The sequence below is a fragment of the Nonomuraea sp. NPDC048901 genome (genome assembly GCF_040649695.1).
Classification (GTDB): Bacteria; Actinomycetota; Actinomycetes; order Streptosporangiales; family Streptosporangiaceae; genus Nonomuraea.
Map to the genome: position 1 here is coordinate 16,633 of NZ_JBEZFW010000004.1, position 14,104 is coordinate 30,736.

13 protein-coding genes and 1 pseudogene are annotated in these 14,104 nt (G+C 63.6%); 6 read left to right on the forward strand and 8 right to left on the reverse strand.

The features are described 5' to 3' along the window. Positions 1-264 precede the first annotated feature (264 nt). Positions 265-1,221 carry an HNH endonuclease signature motif containing protein gene (locus tag AB0C30_RS13980; RefSeq protein WP_357943148.1) on the reverse strand — a complete coding sequence of 319 codons (957 nt, stop codon included), beginning with the start codon at positions 1,219-1,221 and terminating at the stop codon, positions 265-267. A gap of 322 nt (positions 1,222-1,543) precedes the next feature. Here AB0C30_RS13980 and AB0C30_RS13985 point away from each other — a divergent pair, with 322 nt between their 5' ends. Beyond that, complete coding sequence (locus tag AB0C30_RS13985; protein WP_357944560.1) at positions 1,544-1,963, forward strand: very short patch repair endonuclease; 420 nt, start codon at positions 1,544-1,546, stop codon at positions 1,961-1,963. A 160-nt stretch (positions 1,964-2,123) separates the two neighbouring features. On the opposite strand, the gene AB0C30_RS13990 is transcribed toward AB0C30_RS13985, so the two are convergent. Continuing rightward, positions 2,124-2,378 carry a hypothetical protein gene (locus AB0C30_RS13990; RefSeq protein WP_357943150.1) on the reverse strand — a complete coding sequence of 85 codons (255 nt, stop codon included), beginning with the start codon at positions 2,376-2,378 and terminating at the stop codon, positions 2,124-2,126. 55 nt (positions 2,379-2,433) lie between these two features. After that, complete coding sequence (locus AB0C30_RS13995; protein ID WP_357943152.1) at positions 2,434-2,688, reverse strand: GntR family transcriptional regulator; 255 nt, start codon at positions 2,686-2,688, stop codon at positions 2,434-2,436. 207 nt (positions 2,689-2,895) lie between these two features. Between AB0C30_RS13995 and AB0C30_RS14000 the strand changes: the two genes are divergently transcribed. Further along, the gene (locus tag AB0C30_RS14000) at positions 2,896-3,036 is read left to right on the forward strand and encodes a hypothetical protein (RefSeq protein ID WP_357943154.1); all 141 of its coding nucleotides are present in this window, start codon (positions 2,896-2,898) and stop codon (positions 3,034-3,036) included. Between the two features lie 392 nt (positions 3,037-3,428). Here the strand turns inward: AB0C30_RS14000 and AB0C30_RS14005 are convergent, their stop codons facing one another. The 4 genes from AB0C30_RS14005 to AB0C30_RS14020 form a co-directional block, all read right to left on the reverse strand. After that, a complete protein-coding gene (locus tag AB0C30_RS14005; protein WP_357943156.1) occupies positions 3,429-6,566 on the reverse strand; it encodes a hypothetical protein in 3,138 nt (1,045 codons plus the stop codon). A 157-nt stretch (positions 6,567-6,723) separates the two neighbouring features. Further along, positions 6,724-7,311, reverse strand: coding sequence for a hypothetical protein (locus tag AB0C30_RS14010; protein WP_357943158.1), 588 nt, complete (start codon positions 7,309-7,311; stop codon positions 6,724-6,726). A gap of 1 nt (position 7,312) precedes the next feature. Then, complete coding sequence (locus tag AB0C30_RS14015) at positions 7,313-9,379, reverse strand: hypothetical protein (RefSeq protein WP_357943160.1); 2,067 nt, start codon at positions 9,377-9,379, stop codon at positions 7,313-7,315. After that, positions 9,376-9,609, reverse strand: coding sequence for a hypothetical protein (locus AB0C30_RS14020; protein ID WP_357943162.1), 234 nt, complete (start codon positions 9,607-9,609; stop codon positions 9,376-9,378). Before AB0C30_RS14020 ends, AB0C30_RS14015 begins: the two co-directional genes overlap by 4 nt. 246 nt (positions 9,610-9,855) lie before the next feature. On the opposite strand from AB0C30_RS14020, the gene AB0C30_RS14025 reads away from it, so the two are divergent. The 3 genes and pseudogenes from AB0C30_RS14025 to AB0C30_RS14035 all read left to right on the forward strand — a co-directional run bounded on the left by AB0C30_RS14025 (position 9,856) and on the right by AB0C30_RS14035 (position 12,317). After that, entirely contained in the window at positions 9,856-11,535 is a 1,680-nt protein-coding gene (locus AB0C30_RS14025; RefSeq protein ID WP_357943164.1) for a restriction endonuclease, read from the forward strand. 52 nt (positions 11,536-11,587) lie between these two features. Continuing rightward, positions 11,588-12,180: pseudogene (locus tag AB0C30_RS14030) on the forward strand (IS3 family transposase); the annotation flags it as partial. An 8-nt stretch (positions 12,181-12,188) separates the two neighbouring features. Continuing rightward, positions 12,189-12,317, forward strand: a complete 129-nt coding sequence (locus tag AB0C30_RS14035) for a hypothetical protein (RefSeq protein ID WP_357944625.1) — start codon at positions 12,189-12,191, stop codon at positions 12,315-12,317. Positions 12,318-12,706: 389 nt separating this feature from the next. Here the strand turns inward: AB0C30_RS14035 and AB0C30_RS14040 are convergent, their stop codons facing one another. Next, complete coding sequence (locus tag AB0C30_RS14040; protein ID WP_357944562.1) at positions 12,707-12,994, reverse strand: DUF4287 domain-containing protein; 288 nt, start codon at positions 12,992-12,994, stop codon at positions 12,707-12,709. 163 nt (positions 12,995-13,157) lie between these two features. Here AB0C30_RS14040 and AB0C30_RS14045 point away from each other — a divergent pair, with 163 nt between their 5' ends. Further along, positions 13,158-13,760 carry a winged helix-turn-helix transcriptional regulator gene (locus tag AB0C30_RS14045; protein WP_357943166.1) on the forward strand — a complete coding sequence of 201 codons (603 nt, stop codon included), beginning with the start codon at positions 13,158-13,160 and terminating at the stop codon, positions 13,758-13,760. Positions 13,761-14,104: the final 344 nt, after the last annotated feature.

The window sequence follows — 14,104 nt, forward strand, 5'->3', positions numbered from 1 at the left end:
TCTCCAGGGGTGTGTCATTCGGGACGATGCTGCCACAGTTTCTGTGGTCGGGAGTCCCAGAGGCAGCAAGCTGGTGGACGAGCACACAGGCTACTGGGGGCCACTGACAGTATCAGGGGTCACGGATGGCACGTTGAGCACATGTTTGAGGTTGAAGTATCTGCTTCCGGCCGAGGTGGGATACGACCGGTAGTGGAGGTTCTTCTGCCAGTGCAAGCGTGACGGTGGGAGGCCGGACCAGATGTGGGAGATCCATCCATCCGCTTACTGCAGCAAGAGATCCGGCTCCTGGTCCGGGTGAAGCAGTTCGTCCTTCGGTGAGCTGCCCATCAGAGCGTGCCTTCCTCCATGGCAGCTGTAGCAGAGGGTAACGAGGTTGCGCTCGTCATTGTCACCGCCTTGGTGCACGGGCAGGACATGGTGAACCTGGAGGGCAACGCCTTGACCGGGTACGGCGCCGCAGTCCTGGCAAGTCTTGTTGTCCCGCTCGAGGATCGTGTGGCGAAGCTTGATGGCCTGGCGTACACGAGGCGGACGCTGGGTCAGAGTGGGGAGCCGATATGAACCTGGTGGCAGGCTCGGATCGTCGACATTCGAGACGATCTGCCAGCCCTCTTCCTCCAGTTCACGCATCCGACGAGGCCATTCTTGGATGTTCGCGACATAACCCAGCTGTTCCTTGTCGGCGGGGCGAGGCGAGATCTCCTTGAGATAGTGAAGGAGTCTGTCCTTCCCGGACGTCTTCCCGTCTCCTGGCTTCTTAAGATTGCGTGCGGCCTTGGCGATTCGCCAGCGTTCTGCGAGGTCGGTGTCAGGCTTGTCCGCGGCGAGTCTGTAGTGGTCGTGAGGTAAGTCGTCGCGGTTGGTGCCCGACTCGATCGGCCAACCGGACTCGACCCGAAGCTCGCGTACTCGCCGTGCCCACTCAGATATTCCTGCGACGCCGCCCAGGGCATCGGCCGCTACGGGTGTGCCGACGTGGTTCCGCAGGTACCGCAGGATGGCGTCCTGACCGGACCTGATCCCGAGCGCCCGATTCACTCGTGAGACAGCGTCCCGCATGTCGGCCGACAAGCAGCCGAGCTGTGCGGCAGATTCCAACCATGAGTCATGACTGAGCGATGCAGCCTGAACTCGGTCGATGGCGTCCAGGTAATTCTGCACGGTGGTCTTCAGGCTCGACAGAGCCTGCTCAGGTAACTCGCCCGTCTTCTTCGCCACAGTGCCCTCCCGCGACACCACATGATCGTGTGGGTAAGTTTAGCCCGGTATATCCTGACGATCGGTCGTAGCGGCGGGATGGCCAACCTTGTTCATCTGGCCGGGCCGGCGGTTTCAGGACTTCGAACGGACAGCGAGGGGAGCGCAACACAGGGGGGTGGCCGAGTTCTCCGTGTCGGTCCCTGTTGATGCAAGTGGACCCCTGCCTGGAACGTGTTTCCCATCGGGAGTGCAGTTCAGAGAGCCGCCGTGAATCGGCCACTCGGAGCAATCGTTTGCGTCAGGCGTTGTAGACGGGATATACCGTCTTTCTGTGGCCACCATGCCTTTCCCCAGTTCGGCCGGCGTGTCGGTGCGGATGAGCAAGCAGCGACGCAGGGACACCGCGCCTGAGATCTCCGTACGAAAACTCCTGCACGCCCGTGGCCTGCGGTACCGGGTCGCGTGGCCGATACCCGGCATGAAGCGCCGGACGGTCGACGTAGCCTTCACGCGAGCGAAGGTTGCGGTCTTCATAGACGGGTGCTTCTGGCACTCCTGCCCCGAGCACGCCACACGCCCTGCCGCGAACGACGCATGGTGGTCCGAGAAGCTGGCGAAGAACATCGCCCGGGACGTTGCCACCAACGAGCACCTACATCAGGCAGGGTGGCGGGTCATCCGTATCTGGGAGCACGAGGATCCGTCCGATGCAGTCGATCGCATCGTCGACGAGGTCACGCGATTGCGGGCAGAGCACTGACGCGTCTGCACCAATGTTCGACCACTGGCTGACGGTGGTCGGGCTGAGGTGCTCCTGATCTTGCGGAAGTGGAGCCAAGTTGGGTGCTGAAATTCTTCAATAGGTGCAGATACTTGCGTACGGTCATGCGGAGTGCGGGTGATGTAGGCGCTGGCCTGGGTCAGCGCCAGCAGTAGATTCCCCAGCCGGTCGGCCAGCTCATCCAGGGCCTTGGCGTCGGCACCCCCCGGTAGATCAGGTTCGCCAGCAGCGCGATCGAGGCGTCCCAGTCACCCACATCCAGCCGGGTGGACGTGGTGCCGATGCCCCTGCCGATGTCATGCTGGGCGTTGATCAGCACATGGCCGTGGGCCAGCGGGGCGGAGTGCAACTGGACGTCGTCGGCCTCCTTGGTGGTGGCCTGTTGGGCGGCCACCAAATTGGTTCCCGCAGTCAGCGTTATCGGCCTGGAGGCGATTGCTGATGTGGATCTACGACTTCTCGGGCCAGTTCTCCCGAGGCGCCACGAACGTTCCACGCCCCTGAATCGTGACGACCCAGCCCTCCTCTCGCAGGAACTCCATGGCACGCCGGACCGAACCGCGGGCAATGCCGTGCTCCTGCTGCAGCGAGCTCTCGGAAGGCACCAGCTGCCGCTCCGCCAAGTCGCCGGCCTTGATTTTCTCCCTGATGATCCCCGCCAGCTGCTCATAGATCGGCGTCGGGTCAAGCTGGTCGACTGTCACGGACAACACGTTAGAGACGAGTAGTCATGGTACTTACGCCCGGTACGGGCTAGACGTACTAGACGGAATGTACGAGTAGCACGTACGCTGCGGAGAAACAACGAGCCCGCCCAAGCGATGCAAGCGCCGAGGCGGGCCCTTGATCGGACACGGGAGGTCCGACCCATGGGTAACCCAACCACGGATGAGCGATTCGCACCTCACCTGATGTCGGAGGTTCGGGCCGTGCTGGAGAAGCACGGCTATCGGCTGCCGTCGGGAAGCGACTACGTCCACGAACTCGTCATGGCCCGCGTCGATATCGCGCTCAGGAACCTCGTCGAGGTCTTCGAGGGGAGGACCGCGTGACATGACGGAGATCCCTGACTTCCATGGACCGCATTTCGCGCCTCCGCAGGCCAACTTCGTCAGGCTGATCTGGTTCGAACCGACCCGTCGGGCGCGATGCATCCGCGTGGTCTCGCATTCGTGCGAGTGCAGCAGGACGTTGTACGAACTGTGCGCCGCTGGCGGCCAAGGGTTCGTACGCCGGACGGAGCGCGCCGAGGGCACCACCCACGAAACCGAGTGGATGTTGACCGCAGCCGCGAGAAGTCTCTTCGAACGGATCCTGCGCGGCGAAGTGCGATGAGAGCGCCGCGGCGAACGGTGCCGGTGCCCTGCGACGCCCTCGACCTCTAGACCAGTACCATCCGTCTCGACCCCGGCCATGGCCGGGGCCATCCTTGTGAGTGTTTGCCTCACTCAGCTGTGGTCGGCCAGCCGACGTCGGCGAAGGCCAACTCCGCCCAATGCCTCACCAAAGGCAAATCGGCTAGGTGTGGGTCGTTGAGGATGGACTTCCTTAGGAGATCCAGCGTCCTGGCCCGGAACTCGGGAGTGACTCGTTCGCGGTCAGCGGCGAGTTGCCGCAGGAGGCGGGCCAGGTAGTCGTCGCGGCTCACCGTGTCCTCGACCGCGCGGCCCTGCTCGATGACCGCGAGGCAGTGCTCGTACGCCTGCTGAAGGTCGTCGCCTCCGGTCGGGCGGCTGGAGGCGAGCCAAACCCTGGTGATGGCGTTTGTGACGGAGAGTGCCTGGTCTGTGGAAAGGGTGGCGAACGCGGTCGTAGCCTCCCCCTCATCAGGGCCCTCTCTATCTTCATCGTCCATTTCGCGAATGATCGGTGTGAGACCGTGCCAGGCGATGTCCTCCGCCAGATCGCAGGTCAAGTAGCTTTCCCTGAGGAGATGTTCGGTGTGGACTATGCGCCAGCCTCCCCACTTTCTCCTGGGGTCGTCCGGCGACATCTGGAAGATCCAGAAGGCGTCGAGGTCGGGAGCGGTCCAGGGCACGTCCGTCATGGTGATCGAGATTTCCCGATCGCCTTTGTGCCAGATCCGCTCAAGGCGCAGGCTCACGGCGAGGTTCCGCCACGCTTCGGCAGTGAACTGCGATCTCCAGAGCAGCGCGTGGCGTCGCCACGCGGCCGCTGGAAAGGCTGCGTAGGGGAACAGTTCGCGGCCGCTGACAGGGCTGCCCATTAGAGCGATCACAAGGACCAGATTCGCGGAGTAGGCAGCATGGCGGGCGGGGGCGTTCAGGCTGGCGGGGCGGTAGGTGTCGTAGCCGGTGTCTCTGTGCGGTTCGAGGGCTCCGCTGAAGGCGGTCAGCAGCAGTTCGCGAATCAGCCGGCGCTGGTCGCCGGAGAGCTGCCTGGTGAGCGTGGTCAGGAACTCGATGATCTGGCCGCGGGTTGTCAGGGGTGCGAAGGACAGCAGGGCTCGTACGAAACCGTCGTTGGTCGTGTGCCTGCTGCGGGTCGCCGCCACGGCGGCCAGGTCGATGAGTTCGCGCAGGATCAGCCGAGCGACGAGAAACTCGCCGAACGTCGCGTGCAAGAACTCGCAAGTGGTGAGACTGGCATCCTTGCGCAGGGCCTGGGCCTGGTGGATGAAGAAGAACCGGCCGATGACTCGCTGCGCGGGCGTCGGTGGGGCGTGGAAGTCCGATATGCGTTGTTCGATGACCGGGGAGCCGAGTAGCGCGATCAGGTCCGCGGAGAGCTCGTCGTCGGTGGCCCACTGGCGGCCCCGGTTGAACATGGCGAATCCCGCGATCGACAGCCTCAGCATTTCATCCTCAACCGCTGATTCCAGCGGTCCGCCAGCCAGCTCTGGCTGGGTTTTGTGAATCTCGCGCTCGGTGAAGCGCCGCAGGATTCGCTCGTACAGGTCGGCTTGGCCGATCTCTTTGCCGCGCTGTTGAAGGGCGTTGTCCGCGGCGTCGTACAGGGCCAGCATCAGAAGGAGCAGCGGTTGCATGGCCAGGTCAGGATGTCGCAGCGCTGTCTCTGCACTCAGCGGTTGCAGCCCTTGCCCAGTCAGGTATCCGATGTTGTGCTCGTTCCAGGTCGTCAGCCACTGCTGGACCTGCTGGTCGGTGAACGGCTCCAGTCTGATGGCGACTGCGCCGCCGGGTGGGATTCGAGCCCGGTCGGCGACCGCGATGCGGCTTGTGACCAGAACGGCGGCGGGCCTTCCTTGGTCGGCTTCACGTTCCTGGAAGCGTACGACCTGCTCCAGATAGTCGGTCTGGCCGATGCCTGTCGCCTGGAGCAGTTCGTCGAATCCGTCGAGCAGGATGACGGGCAGTGCGCCGGTGGCGGTTCTGGCCAGCACTGTCCAGGTCAGGCTCTCGCCCGTGGCATCCCTGATCGCGTACTCGATCTGAGATTGCAGATCGGTGTCGGAGGGGACGTCGCGTAGCGCAACCCGCACTGTCAGGAAGTCGCGGGCGGGCAGACGGGCGGCGAGCACCTGGGTGAGCACCGACTTTCCCGAGCCGGGCTGGCCCAAGACGATGAGAGGGCTCCGAGTAGCCTCCATCGAGGTCAGGTAGCCGATGAGGAACTCCTGGAAGTCGTCCCTGACCGGGTATTCCGCCCACCACGATTCCTGATCGAGTGGCGCGGACCGGGTGACTCCGGCGGCACGGAATCGGGGGTTTACGTACGCATCCGCCAGTGACGGGATGGTCAGCCCTTCGGGGGCACCCCCGGTCGGCACGATGGGTCTGTCCAGGCTGCGTCGGTAGCGCCTGGCTAGCGCTTGCCGCCGCTCGTCCGCAAGCGCCGCACCGGAGGCGATCCCGTCGAGGACCCGTCCTAGGCCCTCCAGCCCGGTGTGCAGCCGCAGCAGGCGTTCATGGGTGGCGACGTGGTCGAGCCGGTTCGCCCAGAACGCCACTTCAGGGAACTCGCCGGCCAGGCGGCGTAAGTGCTCCTCATAGCGGCGCACCGCGGCTTCGGGGACCTCATCGGTCAGCACCCGCTCGACATCCATTGCGGAGTCGATCCGATCCCAGGCGGCCGCCTCACGCAGATAGGCAATCAGCCGCTCGCTCAACGAGGCGTAGAACAACCCCAGCGCTTCACGCATGGTGGCGTCGTCGAGCTGTACGGGTTCCCCGGGGATGCCGCTGTCATTAAGCACGCCGGTGAGTGCGCGGAGCCGGTCGGAAGGTACATGCTCACCGGTGGCCAGGGTGACCTGCGCTGATTTGCCGAGCTGGAGTTCCTTGATCTCAAAAGGCCACGTCACAGCATTCAACGACTCGAAGAATCCAGTGAGCACGATCACCTTGTGGGCGGCGGTGAGCCGTTCTGTCCTGTCGAAGCGGCCCAGGCCACGAAGCCGGTCTCCCAGGCCGCTGACCAGCGCACCACTGAGCTGGGCTAACTCGGCCTTGGCGTCGAAGAGGCTGAGCGCGAACTCCACGCCGCCACCGGTCCCTGCGAGCAGTACGCCGCCGGTTAACCTGTCCAGCGCGGTCACGAGTGCGCTGCCGGAGCCGCCCAACAGCTTCACCGCGTCGGCGTAGCAGAGCTTGTTCGGCACCGGAGTCTCCCTCGCGCTTGGGCGTCTCTTCATGCTGGCGGATATGGGTGAGCACGTACAGTCTTGCCTCGGCCGGACAGTGGGGTTGTTCTACGGAATCGGGTCCATGCTGGTTGTTGTCGCGCTCACCACGTGCCGTGTTTTAAGCATAAACTCGCTATGTTGCTTTGGGGGTGCAGTGATGTATTTTGCCGTAGCGCGTGCGGGCGACACGAAGCAGCTCGACCGAATCTGTGACCATGTTCCGCCCCTTCGCAGCCTCGGAAAAGTCGATGCCCATCCAGGGACGCTCATCGCCGCATCGGAACAGCATGAAGGCGACGTGCGGACTTGTTATAGGAAGGTCGTGTGTGTATGCGATCAAGCCTTTCCCGAGATCGGCTGGTAGCTCGGCTAGCTGATGGCTGCCGAAGTTCTCGCGGGCGAGCTTAAGGGCCTCGTCTCCTCCGCTGGTGGACCAGTTGAGGGAGAAGCGGATGTACTCGTTTTTGAGTATGCATCCCCCATGGGTAGTGGGGACGCCGTCGATGCTCTCCTCTAGCGGTATTGTTAGCCCGCTGATTTTGCGTATCGCCTGCTGCGGGAAGATCTTGCACCAATATGGGCTGGTGTCAGTGATGGGGCTGGTGTCGGCGATGACCTTCGGTGTTGGTTGTGTAGGGCTACTGCTTGGGTTGGCGCAGCCGGAACTTAGCGACAGTAGGAGCAGCGTGCCTAGGATGGCAGCGGGGACGCGTGTGGGCATGTCAGTAGTTCCGGTCGATGCCTAGATTGTCATGGACGGCTACGCCTGCGCTGTTGTCCATGGCCTCCTGGATGGTCTGGGTATTGCTTTCGGTCTTGGTGTGAAAGCGTGCCCACTTGATGAATTGGTCGAAGGCGGCCGGGTCGTTGACGATATCGTCGAGCGGTTTGAGGGCGGGCGGGTGACCGTCTGTGGCGAATAGCTTGCCCTTAAGGTCCTTGTGCGCCTGAGCGTTCCATTCGCCGTGCGCGATTCTTGTGCCGAGGATCATCTGGCGGACCATCCACATGGTCATCTCGCGGTCGTTGCTCGCCTGCTGCAAGGCTGAGTCCGTGGTCAGGCCGACGCCCAGCAGTCGGTCGGCCAGGACTGCCGACAGCTTTTCGAACCCCATCGGCGTGAGCTTCTCGTGTGCTTTGTCACCCCAGAACCCGAACCGCGTGGCGAGCTTGCCCACAGGCCCTGTCAGCTCACTGAGCATGTCATTGATCAGGCTCTTCATTTCCGCCTTCGCCTGTTCATCGCCCTTGGCCTGCGCCATTAGAACCAGCCGGCGGGGTTCGAGTAGGTGCCCCATGAAGCGCGCCTCCGGAATGAGCACCTCCTCCATGTTCTCCCCATCAGCCCGCTTGTAGGACTCCTGGGTCTTGTTGAGCATCCTCTGGGTCTCCGCTCCCAGCAGCGCCTTTACCGCGCCCTCGTGGCGGCCCACGAAGGTCAGCACCCGATCCATCTCGGCCCGGTCGATGTTCTTCAGCGCAGGGTCCTGGCCCTCGAAGACACTGAAAATCTCGTCGATGTGCGCGGCCATGACCGTCCCGATTGGGCCATCCAGGAAGGACAACCGCTCCAGCTTCGCTGGATTGACGATCGTGAGTTTCCCGTCGTCCCCTCGCTTGAAGACACCGTCGAGTTCATTCTTGAGGAGGACGAGCGCGTCGTTGGTGAACTTGAGCGATTCCTTGTCCTTGCCGCTCAACGCCGTCTGCAGAAGGCCGGCGAAAGGAGCGTAGTTCCGTGTGTGGTTGAAGCCGTCCAGCCGATCCGTGAGCAAGTACTCCATGATGCTCTTGTTCCAGCCCTGTGGGGTGTGGAAGAGCAGGGCCTGTGCCGCCTCCGGCGTGTGTCTCGCGGCCTGGGACAGATCGTCGATGACGCTGGCCTTTATCGGCTTACCCGGTTCCCCCATGTAGGGCCCGCCGGGCTGCATCGAATCGCTGAGCCCGAGCACGGTGGCCAAGTCCATGGCGTTGGCATAAGGCGGTCCGGCGTCCGACAGCTCCTTTTGATGGACGATCGCGTCCCGGCCCACCACTTCCATGAATCGCTTGGAGAACGGCGGCTTGCCGTCGCTCGCCCGCCAGATCAGGGCCTGTGCCTGATACCCGACGTAAGCCACCTCGTTGGCCCTGTGCTGCGCCCGCCCTTCCTTCACCAGCTGGGAGAGCAACGCATCCCCCATGAAGGCCGGGTCTTTAGGGTCAGTGCCCTTGGCCAGCGCGGTGGCGAGCAGCTTCATGCCCTCCTTGACTTGCTGGGACACCTGGTCGCCCTTGGCGGTCCGCATCATGACATTGGCCCGCATCTGAAGAGCCAGCGATGCCGGAAGCTCGGTGATGCCCTTGGCCCCCAGTTTGGCCAGGAAGGCCTTGACGAATTCCGGGTCAGAGGCCTTGCCCGCGAACCCTCGCAGTTGCGCCAGCGCTGTGGCGTCCCCGCGGCCCGCGGCCACTGCGGCGTTCGCGGCCAGCGTTCCGTTCAGTAATCCCTCGGCGGCTGCCAGTGAATCGGGGACGGGGACCATGGTCCCGGCCGGCGTGTGCGTGCCGAAAGTTACCTTCAGTCGTTCCATATCCCTGATCAGTCGCTGCCGCCGTCGCAGGTCCTCGACCTCCGCCCCGACCTCCTTGGCCATGTCGCGGATGCGCAGCGCCGGCCCGGTGTCCAGCCCCGCGGCCGTGAGCTCGCCGTACAGTGCCGCGGCCAGTTCCTCGAGTTGCTGGGCCGCCGTGCTATGCCTGGAGACCAGACTGTCGAACTCGGGTTGCTTGACCCCGGTGAAGCTCACCTCGTACCTGCCAGTTTGTCGCTGGCGTCGGCGACAGCCCGGGCGAGCACCGCGCGCAGCTCCCGCTCGCGGCCGTGTACGGTCTGGCCGAAGTGGCCGCCGGTCGGTCCCACCCATGCTCCGGCATCCATGAGCTGGCAGGAAGGATGAAGGGTCCACCAGTGGTCGTCGGACAGCTTCTGGATGCGTTGCGCCGCTGCCCGCATCGCCTCGCGATCAAGATCAGGCATGCCGATCTCCTCGTACGACTCCCAAGCCCCCTGGCAACGATAGCTTCATCCGGGTCGATTGCCTTGGTATCAAACAAACTCGGAATTTTTCCTGACAATTCGAGCCAAATAGCTCGTCCGTGCGTACACCTTTGAAGCGACGCGCCGGATCCGATGGACATCCACTTTCTCTCGGTCACGCGTGGTTCGCGCGCTTTGTTCTGCTTGCTGGCACGCCCATGACGGATACCCGCAGTTGATCTAATCTTGACGAAACGTCACAGTGGGCGCTGGTCCGCCGACGGACTGACCCGCGCCTGCCCATCTGGCAAGTACGGAGGGCTGATCGCGGTGGCCGGTGGTCGTAGTGAGTGGGAAAGGCAACAGGCGGCTCAGCGCAAAGAAGCCGAACGACGGGCACGCGAGGCTGCCAGACAGGCCAAGGAGAAAGAGCAGGAACGCCAGCGGCAGCATCTGGAAAAGCAGCAGGCAGCGACCGAGCAAAAGAGTGCGAAGGTTGCGAAACGCATCGAGGAACTGGATCAAGTACTCCTCGCCGCCCTTCACGTGCGTCCCCTCGCCTTCGACCAGATGAAAGTCGTCGCCTCTACACAGCCGTTCGACGCCGGACGCCTGGGCGTCCCCGAGCCGGCTCCCGACTGGGCGGCGTACGCGCCGTCTCCACCATCCGCCCTCAGCAAACTCTTCAGCGGCCAGTCTCGCTATGATCGCCGGCTGCAAGAGGCGCGCGGCCGGTTCGACAGTGCGGTGGCTCAGCAGCAGAAACGTGAGAAGCAGCGTCTTCGCGAGTTGAGCGCGGCTCGGACCGCTCACGATCGTCAGACGGCCGCGGTCACCAGCCAAGTCGCGGCGGACAATGCCAAGTTGGATCGCCTGCGCGAGGAGTTCGACGATGGCCAGCCAGAAGCCGTGGAGTGGTTCGCCGCCAGGGTTCTGGAGAGATCGACCTACCCGAAGGGCTTCCCTCGTCTCTACCAGGTTGCCTACCGGCCGGAGAACCATGACCTCGTTGTCGAATTCGAGTTGCCGCCGCAGAGCGTCATCCCCGACGTACGCGCCTACAAATACGTCAAGGCGCGAGACGCCATAGACCCGGTGCCGCGACCGCAGACAGAGGTCAAGCAGCGATATGCAAAGCTCCTCGCATGCGTGGCCCTGCGTACGCTGCACGAGATCTTCACCGCCACTCCAGGCCGGATCGTTGAGGCGATCGTGTTCAACGGGCGCCTCAACACCACAGATCAGGCAACCGGCAAAAAGGTACGCCCCCACCTGCTGAGCGTGGAGGCCGAGCGCGCCGCGTTCGAGGAGCTCGTCCTTGCCGACGTCAACCCTGTGGCCTGTTTGAAGCGCCTCAACGCTCTCGTTTCCCCCAACCCTTACGACCTGGAGGCTATTGAGCCGTTCATCACCTTCGATCTCAAGCGGTTTCGGTTCTCCGAGGACATGGATGTCGTTGTCGGGCTGGATTCGCGGCGGAATCTCCTCAAGCTGACACCCACCGAGTTCGAGCACTTGATAAGGGAGCTGTTCGTGGCCATGGGCGCCGAAGCCTGGACCACTGTCCCTTCCAAGGACGGTGGTGTGGACGCCGTGGCTACCAGCAAGAACCTCTTCTTCGGCGGCGTCTGCCTCATCCAGGCCAAGCGATGGAAGGGCCTGGTCGGTCTGGATGCCGTCCACGCGCTCACCGGTGTCATGGCCGACCACAACGCCACCACCGGTGTCCTGGTGACTCCATCGTGGTTCGGGCGTGCCAGCGAGCAGTTCGCTCAGCGGAACAGGATCACGTTGATCAACGGCGCTGAGCTCAAACACCTCATCAAGCAGTACCTGAACATCGATGTGATCCCTGGGACAGCGCCTCCACGAAATGCTCGGGCATCAGATAACTCTCAATCTGGGCGTCCCGGTCCCAGCATCTGACTGAACGTGAACATTGAAGCGCTCCGACTCGTTCCTTTGAGAGGATCGAGTCATGGCAGCCAAGTCCCCCTATTCGGCGGAGCTGCGTAAGCGCGCGGTGCGGATGGTCGCTGAGGTCCGCCCGGACTACCCGACCGAGTGGGCCGCGATCAACGCGGTCGCCGCCAAGCTCAGCATCGGCACGGCCGAGACACTGCGCAAATGGGTCCGTCAAGCCCAGATCGACGAAGGACAGCGGCCGGGCACCACCACCGATGAGGCCGAAGAGTTGAAGCGGCTGCGGCGGGAGAACGCCGAGCTGCGCCGGGCCAACGAGATCCTGAAGGCCGCCTCGGCTTTCTTCGCGGCCGAGCTCGACCGGCCACACATGCACTCGTGACCTTCATTGACGAACACCGCGACCTGTTCGGTGTCGAGCCGATCTGCCATGTGCTGACCGAGCATGGCCTCGGCATCTCGCCCAGCACCTACTACGCCGCCAAGAACAGGCCGCCGTCGGCTAGAGCGATTCGCGACGCCGCGTTGGACGACCACATCAGGCGCATCCACACGACCAACTATGGCGTCTACGGCGCCCGCAAAGTCTGGCGGCAGCTGCTGCGTGGGGGCCACCAGGTGGCCCGGTGCACGGTCGAGCGGCGGATGCGCGCTCTGTGCCACGCAAGGACTTCAAATGGTCCACGAGCCGCACCACCCTCGACCGGATTACGATCAGGGCCAAGCGCTGCCTCCCGGGCACGATCGTGTGCAACAACACCAAGACCTACACGCTCTACCCCTGATCTGAGGCGTGGCAGTCGGGTCGCCAATGGTTGTCAGTTTCGGCGAGAGATGGCCGAGAGCCTTCGGAGTTATCGGGCCGCGCGTACCTTCGTGCAGCCGAGTCGCCGCCGCGACCGCCGCAGTAAATACCGGATTTACTGCGGCAGCCGCCCGCGCCTCCACGCTTTGAGGGGATTGACACCGCGACGGTTCTCATCGAGTGCCGGTCGGGACGAGGGCAACGAGCGGCTCATGGATGGCACGACGGTGGAACGGCGCAGCCGAGGTGTCGTACCGGATGGTCCGCGACAACGTCGGCAAGCGCCGCCGCGCCGCGGGACCACGCTGTCTCGGCTTCCTGGCTGGGCTGCTGATGGCCGAATGCGATTATCGCGCCCGCAAGGGCTCATCACGGCCGGTTGTTCTTGCCGTCCAGCCACAATGTGTCGTTCTCATCGCGGTGGGAACCCGCACTGCCGACGTGTTTGGCGTCGATCTTCGAGCCCTTCTTGATCACGTGCACCAACGCCATCGCGTGTCCACGTCCAAGGTCGAAGTCCCGCTTCAGCCAGTCGATGATCGCTCCGGCTTTCGTGGACGGGTCGTCAAAGCCGCGCTCTTTCGCCAAGGCGATGAACTCGCGCGGTGTCAGTCCGGTCTTGCCCTCGATGTTGTCGAGGTACGCCTGGAACGACATGTGTCTCTCCGTTCTGCGGGGATCGGCCGGGTGGCCGCCGACTCTGCGGCCGGCGAGCAGCAAGCTTGTCTTTTGCAAGTATGGTTTGTCAACTGAAGTTTGAGCTAAGATCTGCACCATGGCGTCCCGAGAGTACGGACAGTTCTGTGGCCTGGCCCGCGCGATGGAGATGATCGGCGAACGGTGGAGCATGCTGATCATTCGCAACCTGTTCGCTGGACCCCAGCGCTTCACAGACCTGCGAAAAGGCTTGCCCGCCATCCCGACCAACATCCTGTCGGCCCGCCTCAAGCAGCTCGAAGGGGCAGGCCTGGCCACCCGCCGCGCGCTGCCGCATCCCGACCGCGCAGTCGTCTACGAGCTCACCAGCTACGGACGCGATCTGGAACCGGCGCTCATCGCGCTGGGCCGGTGGGGCGCACGAACGATGACCGAACCCCGCCCCGGCGAAGTCGTCACCGCCGAATCAATCGCCATGTCCTTCCGCACCGCCTACCGGCCGGAAGCAGCCCAGGAAGTCACCGTCGGTTACGAGGTCCGCATGGGCGACTTCACGCTCGGCTTGCAGATCACCGATGGGGTGCTGATGGTCGGCCTCGGCCCGCACCCCGCACCCGACCTCGTCATCGAACGGCTGACCGGCCACCCGATCCGCGAACTCATGAGTGGCAGCAAGACCCCAGACGAAGTACTCCACGACGGCAGCATGCGCATGGAAGGTGATCCCGCGCTTCTCAGCCGGTTCGCCGAGATGTTCCGTTTCTGATCAACAGACAAGGCACTAAATGACACTCGATCGTCTCTTGGTGCTGCTACTTCGTATCGACATTCCGGGCCCGACAAGCGCCCGGCGCTGCCCAAACTGACCGGCAAACGCTGCTGCTTCTCACCAACAAAATCGCAGAGGGTCGGCGACGGAGGCAGTCCTCGTACGCCTGCTGGAGGTCATCGCCGGCGGGCGTCACATGTTGCAGAGCTGAACAGTCAGCTGGCCTGTCCCTCTGCCGCGTCGGCGCTCCTGCAAGCCACGCAGAAGAGATAGAGGTCAACCCAAGCGATTTGGCCACCCGAGTAAACTTTTCAGCAGTAGGCGAGCCACTTCCCGGTGGC

What these genes read in the sequence shown, in the direction of transcription:
- AB0C30_RS13985 (WP_357944560.1), top strand. Translation starts at nt 1,544, where the DNA reads ATGCCTTTCCCCAGTTCGGCCGGCGTGTCGGTGCGGATGAGCAAGCAG.
- AB0C30_RS14000 (WP_357943154.1), top strand. Translation starts at nt 2,896, where the DNA reads ATGTCGGAGGTTCGGGCCGTGCTGGAGAAGCACGGCTATCGGCTGCCG.
- AB0C30_RS14010 (WP_357943158.1), bottom strand. Translation starts at nt 7,311, where the DNA reads ATGCCCACACGCGTCCCCGCTGCCATCCTAGGCACGCTGCTCCTACTG.
- AB0C30_RS14020 (WP_357943162.1), bottom strand. Translation starts at nt 9,609, where the DNA reads ATGCCTGATCTTGATCGCGAGGCGATGCGGGCAGCGGCGCAACGCATC.
- AB0C30_RS14040 (WP_357944562.1), bottom strand. Translation starts at nt 12,994, where the DNA reads ATGTCGTTCCAGGCGTACCTCGACAACATCGAGGGCAAGACCGGACTG.
- AB0C30_RS14045 (WP_357943166.1), top strand. Translation starts at nt 13,158, where the DNA reads ATGGAGATGATCGGCGAACGGTGGAGCATGCTGATCATTCGCAACCTG.